The sequence below is a fragment of the Corallococcus caeni genome (assembly GCF_036245865.1).
Lineage (GTDB): Bacteria > Myxococcota > Myxococcia > Myxococcales > Myxococcaceae > Corallococcus > Corallococcus caeni.
Genome location: NZ_BTTW01000006.1, coordinates 110,980 through 127,855, shown reverse-complemented (window position 1 = coordinate 127,855; position 16,876 = coordinate 110,980). Strand labels below are relative to the sequence as shown.

Below are 16,876 nucleotides of genomic sequence, written 5' to 3'. Positions count from 1 at the left end.
CGCTCAACGGCGACGGGAGCGGGCTCCGGGAGCGGAGGGGACCTCCGTCGCCGCTTCGGCTCCGCCCAGCGAGGTCCGCGCGACGGCGGCCAGCAGGTCGCGCAACGCGGAGGCCTGGGTGTCGCCCACCGCGCGCTCGAAGTCGGCCTGGGCGCGCAGCCAGAGGGGCCGGGCCTTGCGGTAGACGGCCTGCCCCTCCGCGGTGATGGCGACGGCGCGCTGGCGCCGGTCGGTGCGCCCCACCTCCAGCGCCACGAAGCCGTCCTTCAAGAGAGGCCGGAGGTTGTGGGTGAGCGTGGACGGATCCATGACGAGCTGATCCGCCAGCGCGTTCACGGTGAGCGGGCCCTGGGCCTGGACGCGCTGGAGGATGGAGTACTGCGTCGTCCGGAGGCCGCTGGGCGCGAGCACCTGATCATAGAACTGCGTGACGTGGCGGCTGGCCTGCCGCAGCGCCAGGCAGTTGCAAGGGGTGCGCTGGGGGTCGTCCTGGGACATCGCAGAGCGGAGTATAGGCACGCCGGAGGTGGCGGCTCGAAGGGCCCCGGTCCGCACCGGCCAGGCCCGACGTCCTGCCTGCTCGCCTGTCAGGACTGAATTTCCGCCGCCGTCGCTGGGAGCGAAAGGAGCGGTCCCGATGCGCCAGGCGACGAAGCAGGCCCCGATGAACCTCAAGCACCTGAATCCTTCCGGTCACGGCATCGATGCGTCCTCGCGTCCCAGCCCGGCGACCGCTCCTTCCACGTGCCGCTGGCGGGACTTCGCGTCCTATCGCCTCGCCTCGCCCGGCTCCTGAAGGCGCCCTGCTCTGTCCCTGACGAGGCATGGCCCTGGAGGCCGGGCTCCCGACAAGGGAACCCGGCCTTCTTCGCGTCCGGGCTCCCGCGCTCCCTCTCCGCTTCCCAGTTCCCCCATAGGCCGCGCACCGGGTGCCGTCTGGACTCCAAAACCGGACGAGCAGGGTTCGACTCCCTGGCGGCCTGTTCCGCCCGAAAGGCCCCGTGTCATGGAAACGCTGGTGCTGAGCCAGTCCTACGAACCCGTCGCACGCATCCCGTGGCAACGCGCCGTCATGCTGCTGGTGCAGGGCAAGGTGGAGGTCGTGGAGGAGTACGAGGACCGCGTCATCCGCTCCGTGACGGTGGAGCTGCGCATGCCGTCCGTCATCCGCTTCGTGCGCGCCCTGTGGAAGGGCCCGCGCGGCGTGCGCTTCAGCCGCGAGAACGTCTACCAGCGCGACCAGTGCCGCTGCCAGTACTGCGGCCGCAAGGTGACCCGGCCGGAGGCGACGTATGATCACGTGATGCCGCGCGCGCAGGGCGGCCGCACGAGCTGGGAGAACATCGTCATCGCCTGCGTGCCCTGCAACCAGAAGAAGGGCAACCGCACCCCGGCCCAGGCGCGCATGACGCTGCGCACCGTGCCCGCGAAGCCGAAGCGGCTGCCGGACGCGCTGGTGGTGTCGTTCCTCGTGGAGAAGGGCCTGCCCCTGTCCTGGCGCAAGTTCCTGAGGGACGTGGCCTACTGGCACACGGAGCTGGAAGCGTAAGGTCCAGGCCCACGCGGAAATGGGCCGGGACTTCGCTTCCGCGCCGCAACGGTTAGAGTGCCGCACGTCGAGGGGGCGTTCCGGACCACACCATGGCGACGAGGAAGAGCGAAGACCAGGAGCGGCTCATCGACCGCGACCTCACCGCGATGGCGCGCGAGGGCAAGCTGCCGGCCGCCCACGGCGTGGACACCGCCGTGACGGAGGTGCTGGGGCTGCTGGCGCGTGGAGGCAAGCACCCGCTGCTGGCGGGCGAGCCCGGCGTGGGCAAGAGCGCGCTCGTGCAGGAGGTGGCCCGCCGCATCGCCGAAGGGCGCGTGGACGGAGAGCTGGCCCAGGCGCGGCTCGTGGAGGTGTCCGTCGCGAACATCCTGGCGCGCAGCACCCAGCGCCAGGCCGCGGAGTCCTTCGAGGAGCTGCTCATCCACCTGGGGCGCCACCCCTGCCCCATCGTCTACATCCGCGACCTGCCGGTGGCCCTGGGCGGCCCCCTGGCCCCGGTGGCCGTGCGCGCGCTGCGCACCGGCGGCCTGCGCTTCATCTTCGAGACCGAACCCAAGCGCGTGCAGGAGCTGCTGCGCGCCGACGAGGCCCTGGCCGAGCGGCTCCACCTGCTGCCCCTCAACGAGCCGCCGCTGGACAAGGCGCGCTGGATCGTCGGCCGCGTGGCGGAGGAGCTGGAGCGCGAGCTGCGGCTGCCCATCGACCCGGCCGCGTGCGACCTGGCGCTGCGCCTGTCCGCGAAGTTCCTCCTGGCGCAGCACATGCCGCGCAAGGCGATTGAACTGCTCAAGGAGACGGCGGCGGAGGCCGCGGGCGTGGCGCGCGACCACGTGGGGCCGGAGGACGTGCTCACCCGCTTCTGCGCCGCCACGCGCCTGCCCCGCTTCGTCGTGGACGACGCGATGCCGCTGGACCTGGAGGAGACGGAGCGCTTCTTCGGGGAGCGGCTGCTCGGCCAGACGGACGCGGTGGCCGCGGTGCTGCGCTCGGTGGCGCTGCTCAAGGCGGGGCTCAACGACCCGCGCCGCCCGCTGGGCGTGTTCCTCTTCGCCGGGCCCACGGGCGTGGGCAAGACGCAGCTGGCGAAGCTGCTGGCGGAGTACCTCTTCGGCTCCGCCGACAGGCTGGTGCGCCTCAACATGGCGGACTACCCCAACGACGGCGACGAGAGCGTCCCCTTCGGCGCGTCGTGGGCGCCCGCGCTGGAGACGCGGCGCGGTGAGCTGTCCGCGCTGCTCGACGGCAAGGTGTTCACCGTGCTGCTGCTGGACGAGTTCGAGAAGGCCGCGCGCAGCGTGCACGACCGCTTCCTCCAGCTCTTCGACGAGGGCACCTTCGTCAACGGCGCGGGTGAAGCGGTGTCGTGCAACAACACGCTCATCGTGGCCACGTCCAACGTGGGCTCGGAGGTGTACCGCGAGGCGGGCCTGGGCTTCGCCGCGCACAAGCGCGCCGAGGAGCAGGTGTCGGAGGTGGACCGCCGCATCGCGGAGGCCTTCCGCCCGGAGTTCCTCAACCGCTTCGACGCCATCTGCCACTTCCGTCCGCTGTCGCGCGTGGACATCCGAAAGATCGCCCAGCGCGAGGTGGGCCGCGTGCTGGAGCGCGAGGGCATCCGCGCCCGCGCCCTGGACGTGGAGGTCACGCCGGAGGTGGTGGACCGGCTGGTGGAGCGCGGCTACTCGCCGCAGTTCGGCGCGCGCTACCTGCAGCGTGAAATCGAGAAGACGCTCACCGCGGCGCTCGCGGTGGAGATCGCCCGCAGGCCGCTGCCGCCGGGCACGCCCGTGCGCGTGGAGGCCCGTCCTGGCGGCCGCGTGGTCGCGGTCGCGGAGCCCGTGCCGCCTCCCCGCGAGGTGACGGCGCAGCTGCTCCTGCCCACGCCGAAGGCCGCGGCGGTGAAGCGGCGGCTGGACCGCAAGTCGCTGTTGATTGAGATGGACCGGCTGGTGGGCCGCGCCCGCGCGCTCGCCGCGTCCACGGGACGGCCGGAGCTGGAGGTGCGCCGCGCCGCGCTGCTCGCGGAGACGCAGGCGCCCAACCTCTGGGACGACCCGCTGCACGCGGCGGACGTCATCCGCGCCTTCCGCACGGTGGAGGCGCAGCTGGGAGAGCTGGACCGCCTGGAGGCCGCGTGCCTCTTCGGTCGGCGGCTGGTGCGCGAGGCGAAGAACGAGATGCAGCTCGGCTCCGCCGCGAAGCAGGTGGAGGAGGTCGCGCGCGAGGTCCAGATGGCGGAGGCGCTGCGGGCCGCCGGGGCCACGACGCTGGACAACGAGGCGCTGGTGGACATCTGCGCCAGCGACACGTCGGAACTGCAGAACGTGTGGGTGCAGGAGCTGGCCACCATGTACCTGGGCTGGGCGCAGCGCCGGGGCTACGAGGCCACCGCCGTCGCGGAGGCGGACGCACCCGCGCGCGTGGTGGTGCGCATCGCCGGGCCGGGCGCGTACGGCTTCCTCGCGGGCGAGGCGGGGCTGCACCGCCGCCTGGAGGACGAGAAGCGCCAGCGCGCGTACGTGCGCGTGCACCGGGGCGGGCCGCTGGAGGAGGTGGAGCGGGAGCTGCTGGTGCTGGAGGGCCGTCCGGTGAAGAGCCGCGAGGGCGAGTACCTCCAGCGCGTGCGCAACGAAGTCACCGCGAAGGACGAGGCCACCGGCCGCGTGCTCACGCTCATTGGCGCCGGGGAACTGGACGAGCTCAAGGGCATCGCCGCGCGCGTCGTCGCCGGCCAGGGCGCCAGCACCGACGAGGCCCGCCGCTACTTCCTGGGCCGAGGAGCGCGCGTGGAGGATCCGCGCACGGGCGCCGGGACGCCTCGCGTGAAGGACGTGATGCGCGGGGAGCTGGACGTGTTCATCGCCGCGTGGATCTCCCGGCCTCCCCCGGAGTCCTCCCCCCCGCTCCCCTGAGCGGGCAGGGCCAGCCGGGGCCAGCCTCGCCGCACGTGCAAGGTCAGGGCAGATAGCCCCGAGCCACGCCCAGGCGCATGGCCTCCGCGAGCACGTCCAGGCCCTGCGCGGTGTTGATGCGGGAGTGGGACGTGGCGCCGCTGACCACCTGCACCGCTCCGCCCAGCACGAAAGGCAGGGGCCGGCGTCCCAGCCGCAGCAGTCGCTCGTCGTAGAAGGCGCCCGGCGCGCGCTCGCGCATCAGGCGCGCCAGGGCCACCATGTTCGCGGTGCGCGACGGTTGCATGGCGGGGCCCAGGCACGAGAAGTCGAAGCCCACCTCTGGCAGCACGGCGCCCCGGCCGTCGCGGTCGAAGACGAAGATGAGCTGCGACGTCTCCTCCGAGGCGCCGCGCACGCTCTTCTCCGTCGTCTTCGTCATCTTCAGGCCGCCGGTGATCAGCGCCGCCCCCAGCGCCACCTGCGTCGTCTTCTCCGTGTGCTCGCTCTGCGTGCGCAGGGACGACGCGCCCCGGAGGATGACCGTCACGTCCTCCCAGGCCATCGTGAGCGGAGCCCCCGCGCGAGGCGTGAACGTCGCCTGCGCGGAGCCGAACGTCACGGTGCGTGCCGTGACGCGCTCCGCGGTCTCCGACTCGTCGATGGTGAGCGCCGCGAGCCCCGCGTCCTGGAGGGTCTTCACCAGGGCATCCGCGGCATCGGGAGCCAGGCGCGCGAGCAGGGCGGGAGGCTCCGGCGCCAACCGCATGCGGGCCTCCGCCGGGGCCATGCCCGCCGCTGCGGCGAGCACCTGAGCTGCTTCCGGTACTTCACCGGCCGGACGAACGAGCGCGACGATCTTCATGGCGTTTCCCACCCCTGGCACCGAGCGCGCCATCCTCGCGCGAAAGCAGGGTGGCGCGCACCTGAACCCCGGTGTGGCGGGGACATTCCCCGGATGCATGACAGATGCGGCGTCCGGGCCCGGGAAACGCGGCATGGCGCGGCGTTCACATGCCGCACACAGGCATCGCGCCCCCACGCTCAGTCGAGCAGGTGCGGGTTGCGCAGCAGCAGCACTCCGGCCTGCACCGTGGCGGTGTAGCCATTGAGCTTGCCGGTGCGCACCAGCTCGCTCACGTCGCGCACGCCGGTCTCCGCGAGGACGCGGTCCACCACGCCCTCGCCCTGGTTGTAGGCCGCGAGCGCCAGCCGCCAGTCGCCGTAGCGCGCATACAGCGCCTGGAACAGGGTCGCGGCGGCCTCCGTCTCCCGCGCCACGTCCAGCCGCTCGTCGCGCCCCGCCTCTACCTTCAAGCCGTAGCGACGCGCTGTCTCCGGAATGAACATCCACACGCCCGCGCCCCGCTGTCCCGGCGCCATCGACGGCTCGCGGGACGTCTCCGGCAGGTTGCTCACCGCCGACTCCACCATCGCCACCGCGAGCAACTCCTCCGGCAGCGAGCGCGAACGCAGCGTACCCGTCATCGCCTCACGGTGCGTCTGGAGGTTCGCCAGCGCCTTGCGCATGAAGTCGCGCCCCTTCGGCGTGGTGACGAACCTGTTGAGCTGCTCCACCACCGCGGCATCCACCACCACGGGCAGGTCCCCCTCCTTGCGACCCGCATCGGCCAGCGCACGCGCCTCCGTGAGCGACACCGCGCGCCCCCGCACCGCGCCTTGTGCCCACAGCGCCAGCGGCGCGAGCACCAACGCCAGCGACAACGACAGACCCAGGGTGCGAACGGAGCTGCGGGGACGGGGCTGGAACAACATGCGGATCCTCCTGACGGTGGGGTGGGACATGCCGGTGACACCGGCGGGAAGAGAGAAGGCAACCGGGACCCGCAGCGACGCCTGGAGCAGGCACCGCGCATACGCCTCCGGGACACGCGCTTCACGGCGACGAGCGCCTCGTCACAGGCGAACTCCTGACGCTCCGCCAACCACCGCGAGAACGCCCGGGCGAACGGGTTCCAGAAGAAGGCGCTGTCGAACCCCAGCCGCGCATACGCGAGCACCGTGTCCCGCTGCCGGTGGTGTTGCAGCTCGTGCCGCACCGTGAGGCGGAGCGCCTCCGCGTCCTCCAGCACGCCGGACGGCACCACCGCCCACGCGCCGTCACCGGGGAACCACACGGAGAACGCGCCCTCCGCCGCGTCGCCCAGCACCACGCGCACCCGCCCCACGCGGCGAAGCACGGGCAGCGCTTCCAGCTTCCGCCGCAAGCGCGCGTACCGCCGCAGCTCCCACGCCAGGAACGCCAATGTTCCCACGCCCAAGAAACCCAATCCAAGCGACGCCCAAGGCAGCCCCGGACCCGACGACGCAGCCTCCTGCACGGCGCCGCGCACGGGCCGTGCTTCAGCCGGAGTCAGCGGCGCGACATGGCGCACCAGCGAACGCTCGAACGTGAAGAGCGGCGCCGACGGCAGCCACTCCCGCGCCGCGAGCCCCACGAACGGCAGCAGCACCGCCAGCCCCAGCGTCACCCGCCCCACGCGCAGGGTCTGCCGCGCGTCCAGCCTCCGCTCCATCCCCAACGCCAGCACCGCGCGCAAGAGCCCGAAGCCCACCGCCACCAGCGCCGCCGCCGTGAGGTACGCGGCCAGCACGTCCCGGACGAAGGCGCTCATCCCCGGCCCCCCTTCTTGCCCAGCAGCTTGCGGATCTGCTCCACCTCCTCCGCCGACAGCGGCACCGCCTCCACCAGCCGCGCCACGAGCGACGAAGGCGTCCCGTCGAACACCGTCGCCACCAGGTGGCGCACGCTCTGGGCCTCGTAGGCCTCGCGCGACAGCCGCGCCGAGTACAGGTGCCCCCGCCCCTCCTTGCGGCTGTGCACCACGCCCTTCTGCTCCAGGATGCGCAGCACCGTGGACACCGACGTGTAGGCCAGCTTGCGCTCCGGCGGCAGCGCCGCGAGCACGTCCGCCACGCTCACCTCCCCCAGCTTCCACACGAGCTGCATCAGCTCCAGCTCCACCGGCGTGAGCGGCTTGGACTCCTCGGCGGACGGCGGCTTCGTCACGGGCATGGCCTCCCCGGCTTCGAACTAAAACCTTAGTTCAAACACAACTAAGCCTTTAGTTGGATTCCGTCAAGCAGGCGGGCGGAGGCTCGCGCGGGCGGGGTGTACGGATTCCCACGCACCGGAGGAGCCGGGCCCTTAGACTCCCGGGCACATGCTCCACGTCATACCTCTGGGCGGCCTCGGCGAAATCGGCCTCAACGCCATGGTGCTCGCCTGTCGTGGGGAGATGCTGCTCATCGACGCCGGCCTGATGTTCCCCACGTCGGGAATGCCCGGCGTGGACATCATCGTCCCGGACTTCACGCACCTGAAGCGCAACGCGGCCCAACTCAAGGGCGTGCTGCTCACGCACGGCCACGAAGACCACATCGGCGCGCTCCCCTACCTGCTGGACGAAGTCCCCGTCCCCATCTACGGCACGCGCTTCACGCTGGCGCTCGCACGCAACCGCCTGGAGGAGCTGGGCGTGAAGGCGGACCTGCGCGAAATCGAGCCGCGCACGCCCTTCCCCGTGGGCGGCGTCTTCAAGGTGGAGGCGACGCGCGTGACGCACACCGTGCCGGACGCGGTGGGCTTCATCGTCCGCTCGCCCGAAGGCACCGTCATCCACACGGGTGACTTCAAGCTGGACCCCGACCCCATCGACGGCCTCAAGACGGACCTGGAGCGCTGGGGCGAGGCGGGCGACGAAGGCGTGCTGTGCCTGCTGTCGGACTCCACCAACTCCGAGCACGTGGAGGAGACCGGCAGCGAGCGCGTGGTGCAGACCACCTTCGAGCGCCTCTTCCACGAGACGAAGGGCCGCATCGTCGTGGCCCAGTTCTCCTCCAACCTCCACCGCGTGCGCCACCTGCTGCAGCTGTGCGAGCGCACCGGCCGGCTCGTCGCGCTCCAGGGCCGCAGCATGGTGCGCAACGTGGAGCTGGCGCGGGAGATGGGCTACCTGGACGTGCCCGACTCGCTCTTCGTGCACCTGGACAGCGTGCCGAAGCTCGCGCCCCACCGCGTGGCCGTGCTCACCACCGGCGCGCAGGGTGAACCGCGCGCGGGCCTCACCCAGCTGGCCAATGGCGACGGGCCCGTGCGCCTGGAGCCCGGCGACACCGTCATCGTCAGCGCCCGCCCCATCCCCGGCAACGAGCGCTCCGTGGGCGCGCTGCTGGACCAGCTGCACTGGCGCGGCGCCCGCATCGTCTACGCCCAGGTGGAGCCCGGCGTGCACGTCTCCGGACACGCCAGCCGCCCCCAGCAGCGCCGGGTGCTGGAGCTGGTCCGCCCCCGCAACTTCGTCCCCGTGCATGGGGAAGTCCGGCACCTGCACCGACACCTGACCACCGCGCGCGAGGCTGGCATGGCGCCGGAGGGCCTGCTCCTGGCGCACGACGGGGACGTGGTGACGTTCGAGGAGGGGCGGGGCCGCTTCACTGGCAGCGTGCCCACGGGGCGCATCATGATGGAGCGCTCCGGGGACGGGGTGGTGACGCCGGAGACGCTGGTGGAGCGCAACCGGCTGGCGGAGACGGGCGTGGTGGCCGCGGCGGTGGTGCTGAGGCGCGACACCCAGGCGCTGGTAGGGGGGCCCCAGCTGTCCGGCCAGGGCCTCAGCCCGGACGAGCAGGGCGTGCTGTCGCGGGTGGCCCAGGAGGCGCGGGCGTTCTTCGAGGAGCTCAACCCCCAGCTCCGCGGGGACGACGCCCTGGTGCGCGAGGAGCTGGTCAAGGCGGTGAAGCGGGCCTTCAAGCAGCACACCTCCCGGCGGACCCTGGTGGTGCCCTTGGTCGTCCGGGTGTAGGTATGTTAAGGGCGCGAAAAGGTCCCCCCCATGCCCTCCTTCGACGTCATCTCCAAAATCGATCTGGCTGAACTCGACAACGCGGTCAATCAGACCCGCAAGGAGCTCAGCACCCGCTATGACTTCCAGGGTGTGAAGGCCGAAATCGACATCGCTCCGGATCATTCCTCGCTCACGCTGAAGACCAACAGCGAGGAGAAGCTCCAGGCCGCCAAGGAGGTCCTGCTCGGCAAGCTGGCCAAGCGCGGCATCAGCCTGCGCGTGCTGGAGTTCGGCGACATCGAGAAGACGGGCCTGTCCAACGTCAAGCAGCCCATCAAGCTCCAGCAGGGCATCCCGGTGGAGAAGTCCAAGGAGCTCATCAAGGTCCTCAAGGAGTCGAAGATCAAGGTGCAGGGCTCCATCCAGGCGGATCAGCTCCGCGTCACGGGCAAGAACCGCGACGACCTGCAGGAGGCCATGGCGCTGTTCCGCAAGGAGCAGGACCGGCTGAGCCTGGACATGCAGTTCACCAACTTCCGCGACTAGGGCCCCTTCGCCATGCACGCCGCCCGTCTGGCCACCCTGCCCCTCTGCCTGCTCTTCGCCACCGCCTCGTTCGCGCAGGACGCGGCGCCGCGGCCCAGCAAGCCGGTGCCCGTGCTCAAGAAGGCGCCCCGGCCGGAGAAGGGGCTCAAGGACTTCGGCTCGCCGCTGGTCCTCAAGCCGCTGTCCACCGAAGGCGCCACCGCGAACTTCTCCGCCCGGGTGGGCTGGCGCAAGGACACGCTCTTCGTGGGCGTGGAGGCCACGGACAACCAGCTGCTCGCCGGCGACGTCATCACCCTCACCCTGTTCTTCCCGGACGCGGGCCCCACCGCCACGGGCTACACCTACCGCTTCGCCTTCGACGGCCAGCGCACCTCCGGCGCCGACAGCGGCACGCCGCAATTCGCGCAGGCCCTGGTGAACGCCGCGGTGCACCGCCAGGGCGACACGCTGTCGGTGGTGGCCATGGTGCCCGTGCGCGCCCTGCCCCGCTTCCCCGCGGTGGACCCGCTCGTCATGGACCTCTGCATCACCTACGAGGACCAGGACCAGGTGGGCGCGAAGCCCGTGCCGGTGTCCAACTGCAAGGGCGGCACGATGGCGGACGGTGAGCAGCTGCGCCTGCCGGACGAGGCGCGCAAGAACCTCAAGCTGAAGCCCCCCGCGAGCGTCACCGCCCTGGAGGCGGCGCCCACCGGCTGGCTGGGCTGGGGCATGCTCAGCTACCCGGACTGGGCCCAGGGCGAAACCGCCCTCACCCCCGCCTCGCTGCGCGCGCTGGTGGCCCCCACCGCCGTGGACGCCACGAAGATGGGCGTGAACCTGCCGGAATCTTTGAGCCTGCCGGACGGACGGCCGGTCGTTACCGTGCTCACTGGGAAGAATCCCTATGCCGTCGAGGGTCAATGCGACTCCGACGACGAGCTCCGCATGGGGCTCTATGTGGTTTCAGGGAAGACAGCCCAGCGGGTGCTCGACTGGCCGGCCGCCACCTGTGCGCTGGGTCGCGCCACCTCGGTGGAGATGGAAGAAGAGGGGGCGCTGAACATCGGTTACTCGAACGGCGCCATCATCAACTTCGTTTGGAGTGCGGACCACTTCGAGCGGACGCAACTGGGAAAGCGGTAGACGCGCGTGGAAGAGACCAAGAGTCTGTACATGATGACCCTCGGCTGCCCGAAGAACCGGGTGGACTCCGAGGTGATGCTGGGCACGCTGCGCACCCGCGGCTATTCGCTCGTGCAAGAGCCCTCCGAAGCCCAGGTCATCGTGGTCAACACGTGCGCCTTCATCGGACCGGCGAAGCAGGAGTCGGTGGACTCCATCCTGGAGATGGCGGAGCTGAAGAAGTCGGGCTCCTGCAAGACGCTCGTCGTCACGGGCTGCCTGTCCCAGCGCTACGGCCAGGAGCTGTCCCAGGAGATGCCGGAGGTGGACCACTTCCTGGGCACCAGCGCGTACGCCCAGATTGGCGACCTCTTGGCGGCGGAGGCCACCCCGCGCCAGGTGATTCCGGATCCGGACTACATCCACAACGCGGAGACGCCGCGCATCAACTCGATGCCGAAGTACACGGCGTACCTGAAGATTTCGGAAGGGTGCGACAACGCCTGCGCGTTCTGCATCATCCCCAAGCTGCGCGGCGGCCAGCGCTCGCGCACGGTGGCGGACATCATCGCGGAGGCCCAGAAGCTGGCGGACAGCGGCGTGCAGGAGCTGAACCTCGTCGCGCAGGACCTGACGGCGTACGGGCATGACCTGCCCGGCAAGCCGAAGCTCCACGAGCTGCTCAAGGAGCTGGTGAAGGTGGACGTGAAGTGGATCCGCCTGCACTACGCCTACCCGCGCGTGTTCCCGGACGAGCTCATCGACGTCATCGCCACCGAGCCGAAGATCGCCAAGTACCTGGACATGCCGGTGCAGCACGCCAGCGACAAGCTGCTCCTGTCCATGAAGCGCGGCCGCAACTCGGAGTTCCTCAAGAAGCTGCTGGGCAAGCTGCGCGAGCGCGTGCCGAACCTGGTGATGCGCACCTCGCTCATCGTCGGCCTGCCGGGTGAGACGGAAGAGGACTTCGAGCTGCTCAAGGAGTTCGTGAAGGAGCAGCGCTTCCAGCGCCTGGGCGTGTTCCAGTATTCGGACGAGGAGAACACCGCCGCGTTCGACCTGCCGAACAAGGTCCCGGCGAAGACCATCGAGCGCCGCTGGCGCGAGGTGATGGCCATCCAGAAGCGCATCAACCGCGAGCAGAACAAGAAGCTCGTGGGCCAGAAGCTCACCGTGCTGGTGGAGGGCCCCAGCGAGGAGTCCGAGCACCTGCTGGTGGGCCGCCACGAGGGCCAGGCGCCGGAAATCGACGGGCAGGTCTACATCAACGACGGCCTGGCGTACCCGGGCGAGTTCGTCACCGTGGAGGTGACGGAGGCGCACGACTACGACCTCATCGCCCGCGTGGTGGAGCGTCCGGATCCTAAGCAGCGCGAGCACACCCCGCGCGAGGCTCACCCCGCGCCCATCCCGCTGAAGGCGATGGTGCGTCCGCCGGAGCCGCGGCCGGAGTAGTCCGCATCCACCAAGGCAGTGCCCCGGGCCCGCCCCGTCCTCCTCACGGAGGCGGTCGCGGGCCCGAGCCGTTCGTGGCCCCTACTTCGGATCCTCGGGCTCCAGCTCGCGCTCCTCGACGGGAGGCGGCTGCGGGCCGGAGCCCTTCGTCGGCACCGCCACGCCCTCGCCCAGCGGCGTGGGCTGGCACTCGCAGACGGTGCGCCGCGACGCGGACTCCGTGACGAAGGCGCACGTCGTGGGGCACTCGGGCTGGCGCCCCTCCTCCACCAGCGACACGGAGTAGCCCCGCGCGCCCTTCAGCGCGGCGTGGCACGCGGGCAGGGTCTTCGCCAGGGACGCCCACGGCAGCCGGTGCTGCGTGTTCGCCCCGCGCGTGGCGGTGGGGAAGCTCAGGCCCACCTGACAGCCCGTCTCCAGGCGCTGGCCATCCACGCCCCGGGGCTCCACGTACAGGCGCACGCCCTCGGGCACGTCCCGGAACACCTCGCCGGAGAGGGCCACCGCGCCGTCGGGCTCCGCGCGCACGAAGACGCCGTAGCAGGCCTCCTCGCTGAACGCGCCGCCCTCGCCCGCGCACTGCTGCCGGCCTCCGCCCTCGGGGGTCCGCACGCGCGGCCTGCGCAGCACCAGCGCCCCACCCTGCGCGTCCACCGTGGCGGTGAAGCGGCCCCACACGTCCGGCCCCAGGCGGCCCAGGCTGCTCTGGGACGGCCAGCGCCCCGCGGCCTCCATCACCAGCGGCTTCACGCCCAGGCCGTCGGCCACCTCCACCGCGTCCACCGCGAAGGTGCGCGGCGGCAGGCCCGCGGCCGTCTCCAGCGGCTGGAGCCCCTGCGCCAGCGCGGGGTCCACCGCCAGGCGGGAGAAGGGCTCGCGAGTGCCCAGCACGAAGGGGCCGGTGATGCTCGCCCCGTTCTGCGTCACCTGCACCGCCAGCAGCGGCCAGTCCCCCAAGGGCTCGCGGCTCAGCTCCACCACCTGCGCCTCGCGCACCGCGTCCGTGGAGCGCAGCTCCGCGTCGTAGGCCGCCCGGGGACGCGACGCCGTGAAGGTCACCTCGCGGCGCAGCGGCTCCACCGTGAGGGCGTACGGGGCCAGCACGTCCTGCCCCAGCGTCACCGAGCAGCCCGTCTCACCGGAGAGCAGCAGCGTGCGCAGGGGCGGCGCCACCGGGCCCACCGTCAGGGGCGGGGCCGGAATCTCGGGCCAGGAGCGATGCCCTCCCGAGGGCTCCGGCACGCGCGCGCTCCCGGCGGGCGCGGGCGGCTCGCCGTCGAAGCAGCGGGTGGACACGAGCGACAGCGGCCGCGTCACGTCCAGCACCACCGGCACCGCCCGGTTCCCCAACCGCCCCGCCACCGTCAGCCGCAGCGCGGGCGACGACAGGAGGGGCAGCGTCTGTCCCACGAAGCTCGTGGGACGTGAAGGGCCCGCGGGCGCGGCGGAGTGACACCCCGCGCCCAGCAACACGCATCCCGCCAGCAGCACGCCGCGCATGGAGGGCGGACCGTCCCTACTGCGCCTTCTTGGTGAAGTCGTCCACGCGGGTGCCCTCGGGCGGGTTCAGCTTGAAGCTGTCCGCCGCGATGCCCACGTTCGTCTTCAGGTTGAGGAAGGCGATGGTGTTCTCGCTGCCGTCCGGATCCACCACCGTGCTCTTGAGCACCTGCGCCGTCGCGGGGTCCACCTCCAGGCGCACCTGGCGGAAGCGCGGCTCCTCCTTGAGCGGATCCAGCACCAGCAGCGTGCCCTTGCAGTCCTTGCACTCGCCCTTGGTGATGGCGAACTCGTCCGCCAGCTTCCCCTGGCCGAAGAGGAACGTCACCGACGCGGACAGCTTGCTGGTGTCCATCGCCGCCACCGACAGCGTCTGCGCTTCCGGGTCGTGCATGTACACCTTGTTGCCCGCGAGCACGAACGTCCGCTTGGACGGGTTCTCGTACTCCCAGCGCATCAGGCCCGGCTTCTTGTAGGTCACCGTGCCGGTGGACGTCTGCGTGCGGCGGAAGGCCTTGTACTTGTAGTCCTGCTTGAAGCCCGCCTTGAAGTCGCCCGTCTTCTCGTAGAAGGCCTGCATCCGGTCCACGAGCGTCTTCACCTCCGGCGTCATCGGCTTCGGCGCGGGCTTCGCGGCGCTGGCGGCCACGCTCGCGTCGCCCTGCTTCGCGGCGGGGGGCATGGCGGCCGTGCCGGCATCCTTGGGAGCGGCGGGCTGCGGCGCGGCGGCGGGGGCCTTGGCGGCGGCCGCGGGCTTCGGCGCCGGCGCGGTGGGGGCGGCGGTGGTGGGGGCCTGCGTGAGCAGCGTGAAGAGCAGGGATTCCAGCAACATGGCGTGCGCCTCCGGAGCGGGCACTCGGGGCGCCCGCAGGGTCCATCTACCGCATCCGGACGGACCCCGGGGGGCCAGCATTCACCGCTGTGTGGCTTTGACCAGACGCTTCCGCTGCTTCACGCCCAGCAGGTAGAAGCGCTCGCGCAGCTCCTGGGCCTCCTCGGGAGTCAGGTCCCCGGAGCTCCCAAGGTGCTCGTCCCGCCAGGCGATCGCCCGGGTGATGCTGGCGGACGCAGCGGCGGAGATGTTCAGGCTTTGGCTGAAGCCCTTCATGGGCACCCAGAAGGTGCCATCCACGCCGTTGAGCACGTCGTCGCTCACGCCATAGCGCTCGTTGCCGAACACCATGGCGAACTTCGTGTCGAAGCGCAGGCTGTAGAGGTTGGTGGCCCCCTCGCGCAGCGCCGACGCGTAGAGGCTGAAGCCCCGCCCCTTCAGGTGCTCGCGGCACTCCGCGAACGTCTTGTAGAGGTGCACGTCCAACCACTTGTCGCAGCCCTGGGCCACCCGCAGGTTGGGGATGAAGGGCGCTTCCGGGTTGACGACGACGTGCACCTCCTGCACGCCCATGGACTCACAGGTGCGCAGCACCGCGGCCATGTTGAAGTTGTCCTCCAGCCGGTCGAGCACCACCACGAAGTTGCGCGTGCGCTGACTGACGACGCGGTCGATCTTCTCCTTCCGCACGTCGAGCAGGAACTGCTCCGGCTCGACGGCGTCGCGCTCGAACTTCTCGTAGCGGGGGCCTCCACCAGCCATCGGCTCAGCGCCTCCCGCCGGACTTCTTCGCAGGAGCCTTCCGGGCGGCCTTCTTCGCCGGGGCCTTGCGCACCGCCTTCTTCGCCGGAGCCTTCTTCGCGGCGGCCTTCTTCGCCACGGGCTTGCGCGAGGACTTCTTCGCGGCGGCCTTCTTCGCCGGAGCCTTCTTCGCGGCGGCCTTCTTCACCGGGGCCTTCTTCGCCGGAGCCTTCTTCGCGGCGGACTTCTTCGCCGGGGCCTTCTTCGCCGGAGCCTTCTTCGCGGCGGACTTCTTCGCCGGGGCCCTGGCGGGCGTCTTCTTCGCCGGGGCCTCGACGTGGATCTTCCCGGTGCGGCCGGTGAAGAGCACCTCTGCCACCGCGTCCATCAGGGCCGGCATGCCCTCGCCCGTGGCGCAGGACACCGGGAACACGCGGATGCCCTTGCGGCGCAGCGCCTCCGTGAAGGGCCCCAGGCGCTCGCGGGCCTCCGTCAGGTCCAGCTTGTTGGCGGCCACGACCTGCGGCTTGCTGGCCAGCTCCGCGCTGTACTTCTTCAACTCCGCGTTGAGGATGTTGAAGTCGTCCAGCGGCTTGCGGCCCTCGCCCTCGGCGCCCATGTCGATGAGGTGCACCAGCACCTTGCAGCGCTCCACGTGGCGCAGGAACTGGTGGCCCAGGCCCACGCCCTCGCTGGCGCCCTCGATGATGCCGGGGATGTCCGCCATGACGAAGGACAGGTTGTCCTTGTACTGGACCATGCCCAGGTTCGGCACCAGCGTGGTGAACGGGTAGTCCGCCACCTTCGGCCGCGCCCGGCTCACCCGCGAGATGAACGTGCTCTTGCCCGCGTTGGGGAAGCCCAGCAGGCCCACGTCCGCCAGGAGCTTCAGCTCCAGCCGCAGGGTGACCTCCTCCCCCTTCCCGCCGTCCTGCGCGAAGCGCGGCGTCTGGCGCGTGGAGGTGGCGAAGTTCATGTTGCCCAGGCCGCCCCGGCCGCCCTTGGCCGCCACGTACTGCTGGCCCGGGTCGCTCAGGTCCACCAGCAGCTCACCCGTGTGCTCGTTGCGGATCAGCGTGCCCACCGGCACCTGGAGGATCATGTCCTCGGCCCCGTGACCGTTGCAGTCACTGCCCATGCCGTGCTCGCCGTTCTTGGCGCGGTGGTGCTGCTGGTAGCGGTAGTCCAGGAGCGTGGTCAGCTGCGGGTTCGCCACGAACACCACGGAGCCGCCGTTGCCGCCGTCCCCGCCGTTGGGGCCGCCGCGCTCGATGAACTTCTCCCGCCGGAAGGCCACGGCACCGTTCCCGCCGTCTCCCGCCTTCACGTAGATGCGTACTTCGTCGACGAACTTCATGGGGCCAGAGCCCTCCTGGAAAAACACAAAGCGGGCCGTCCTCGCATCCACCCGTCCCCAACGGGAACGGAAGGACCGGGAACGACC

15 protein-coding genes and 1 pseudogene are annotated in these 16,876 nt (G+C 71.2%); 7 read left to right on the top strand and 9 right to left on the bottom strand.

The window, feature by feature from the left end; all coding sequences use genetic code 11:
* Window positions 1-3: 3 nt before the first annotated feature.
* Window positions 4-498 carry a MarR family winged helix-turn-helix transcriptional regulator gene (locus tag AABA78_RS24830; RefSeq protein WP_338266412.1) on the bottom strand — a complete coding sequence of 165 codons (495 nt, stop codon included), beginning with the start codon at window positions 496-498 and terminating at the stop codon, window positions 4-6.
* 139 nt (window positions 499-637) lie between these two features.
* Between AABA78_RS24830 and AABA78_RS24825 the strand changes: the two genes are divergently transcribed.
* From AABA78_RS24825 to AABA78_RS24815, 3 genes are all read left to right on the top strand, one after another.
* The gene (locus AABA78_RS24825) at window positions 638-796 is read left to right on the top strand and encodes a hypothetical protein (RefSeq protein WP_338266410.1); all 159 of its coding nucleotides are present in this window, start codon (window positions 638-640) and stop codon (window positions 794-796) included.
* 210 nt (window positions 797-1,006) lie between these two features.
* Window positions 1,007-1,549: an HNH endonuclease gene (locus AABA78_RS24820; RefSeq protein ID WP_171413143.1), complete on the top strand. Its 543-nt coding sequence runs from the start codon at window positions 1,007-1,009 to the stop codon at window positions 1,547-1,549.
* A gap of 92 nt (window positions 1,550-1,641) precedes the next feature.
* Window positions 1,642-4,464, top strand: coding sequence for an AAA family ATPase (locus AABA78_RS24815; RefSeq protein ID WP_338266408.1), 2,823 nt, complete (start codon window positions 1,642-1,644; stop codon window positions 4,462-4,464).
* A gap of 43 nt (window positions 4,465-4,507) precedes the next feature.
* On the opposite strand, the gene AABA78_RS24810 is transcribed toward AABA78_RS24815, so the two are convergent.
* The 4 genes and pseudogenes from AABA78_RS24810 to AABA78_RS24795 all read right to left on the bottom strand — a co-directional run bounded on the left by AABA78_RS24810 (window position 4,508) and on the right by AABA78_RS24795 (window position 7,480).
* Window positions 4,508-5,308, bottom strand: a complete 801-nt coding sequence (locus AABA78_RS24810; protein ID WP_338266406.1) for a hypothetical protein — start codon at window positions 5,306-5,308, stop codon at window positions 4,508-4,510.
* 179 nt (window positions 5,309-5,487) lie between these two features.
* Window positions 5,488-6,219: a lytic transglycosylase domain-containing protein gene (locus tag AABA78_RS24805; RefSeq protein WP_338266404.1), complete on the bottom strand. Its 732-nt coding sequence runs from the start codon at window positions 6,217-6,219 to the stop codon at window positions 5,488-5,490.
* 164 nt (window positions 6,220-6,383) lie between these two features.
* Window positions 6,384-6,980, bottom strand: a pseudogene (locus AABA78_RS24800) (tail length tape measure protein); the annotation flags it as partial.
* 95 nt (window positions 6,981-7,075) lie between these two features.
* On the bottom strand, window positions 7,076-7,480 hold the full coding sequence (locus tag AABA78_RS24795) for a BlaI/MecI/CopY family transcriptional regulator (protein ID WP_370469482.1): 405 nt from the start codon (window positions 7,478-7,480) through the stop codon (window positions 7,076-7,078).
* A gap of 148 nt (window positions 7,481-7,628) precedes the next feature.
* Here AABA78_RS24795 and AABA78_RS24790 point away from each other — a divergent pair, with 148 nt between their 5' ends.
* From AABA78_RS24790 to rimO, 4 genes are read left to right on the top strand one after another with little or no spacing between them, the layout of a single operon-like run.
* Complete coding sequence (locus AABA78_RS24790) at window positions 7,629-9,269, top strand: ribonuclease J (protein WP_338266403.1); 1,641 nt, start codon at window positions 7,629-7,631, stop codon at window positions 9,267-9,269.
* Between the two features lie 30 nt (window positions 9,270-9,299).
* Entirely contained in the window at window positions 9,300-9,797 is a 498-nt protein-coding gene (locus AABA78_RS24785) for a YajQ family cyclic di-GMP-binding protein (RefSeq protein WP_120578719.1), read from the top strand.
* Window positions 9,798-9,809: 12 nt separating this feature from the next.
* On the top strand, window positions 9,810-10,925 hold the full coding sequence (locus AABA78_RS24780; protein WP_338266399.1) for a hypothetical protein: 1,116 nt from the start codon (window positions 9,810-9,812) through the stop codon (window positions 10,923-10,925).
* Between the two features lie 33 nt (window positions 10,926-10,958).
* Window positions 10,959-12,359, top strand: coding sequence for a 30S ribosomal protein S12 methylthiotransferase RimO (gene rimO / locus AABA78_RS24775; protein ID WP_370469486.1), 1,401 nt, complete (start codon window positions 10,959-10,961; stop codon window positions 12,357-12,359).
* Window positions 12,360-12,440: 81 nt separating this feature from the next.
* Here rimO and AABA78_RS24770 read toward each other — a convergent pair whose 3' ends face one another.
* The 4 genes from AABA78_RS24770 to obgE form a co-directional block, all read right to left on the bottom strand.
* Window positions 12,441-13,859 carry a hypothetical protein gene (locus AABA78_RS24770; protein ID WP_338266395.1) on the bottom strand — a complete coding sequence of 473 codons (1,419 nt, stop codon included), beginning with the start codon at window positions 13,857-13,859 and terminating at the stop codon, window positions 12,441-12,443.
* Between the two features lie 16 nt (window positions 13,860-13,875).
* Window positions 13,876-14,691, bottom strand: coding sequence for an outer membrane lipoprotein periplasmic chaperone LolA (gene lolA, locus AABA78_RS24765; RefSeq protein WP_338266393.1), 816 nt, complete (start codon window positions 14,689-14,691; stop codon window positions 13,876-13,878).
* Window positions 14,692-14,772: 81 nt separating this feature from the next.
* A complete protein-coding gene (locus tag AABA78_RS24760) occupies window positions 14,773-15,453 on the bottom strand; it encodes a TrmH family RNA methyltransferase (protein ID WP_338266391.1) in 681 nt (226 codons plus the stop codon).
* 4 nt (window positions 15,454-15,457) lie between these two features.
* Window positions 15,458-16,789: a GTPase ObgE gene (gene obgE / locus AABA78_RS24755; RefSeq protein WP_338266389.1), complete on the bottom strand. Its 1,332-nt coding sequence runs from the start codon at window positions 16,787-16,789 to the stop codon at window positions 15,458-15,460.
* Window positions 16,790-16,876: the final 87 nt, after the last annotated feature.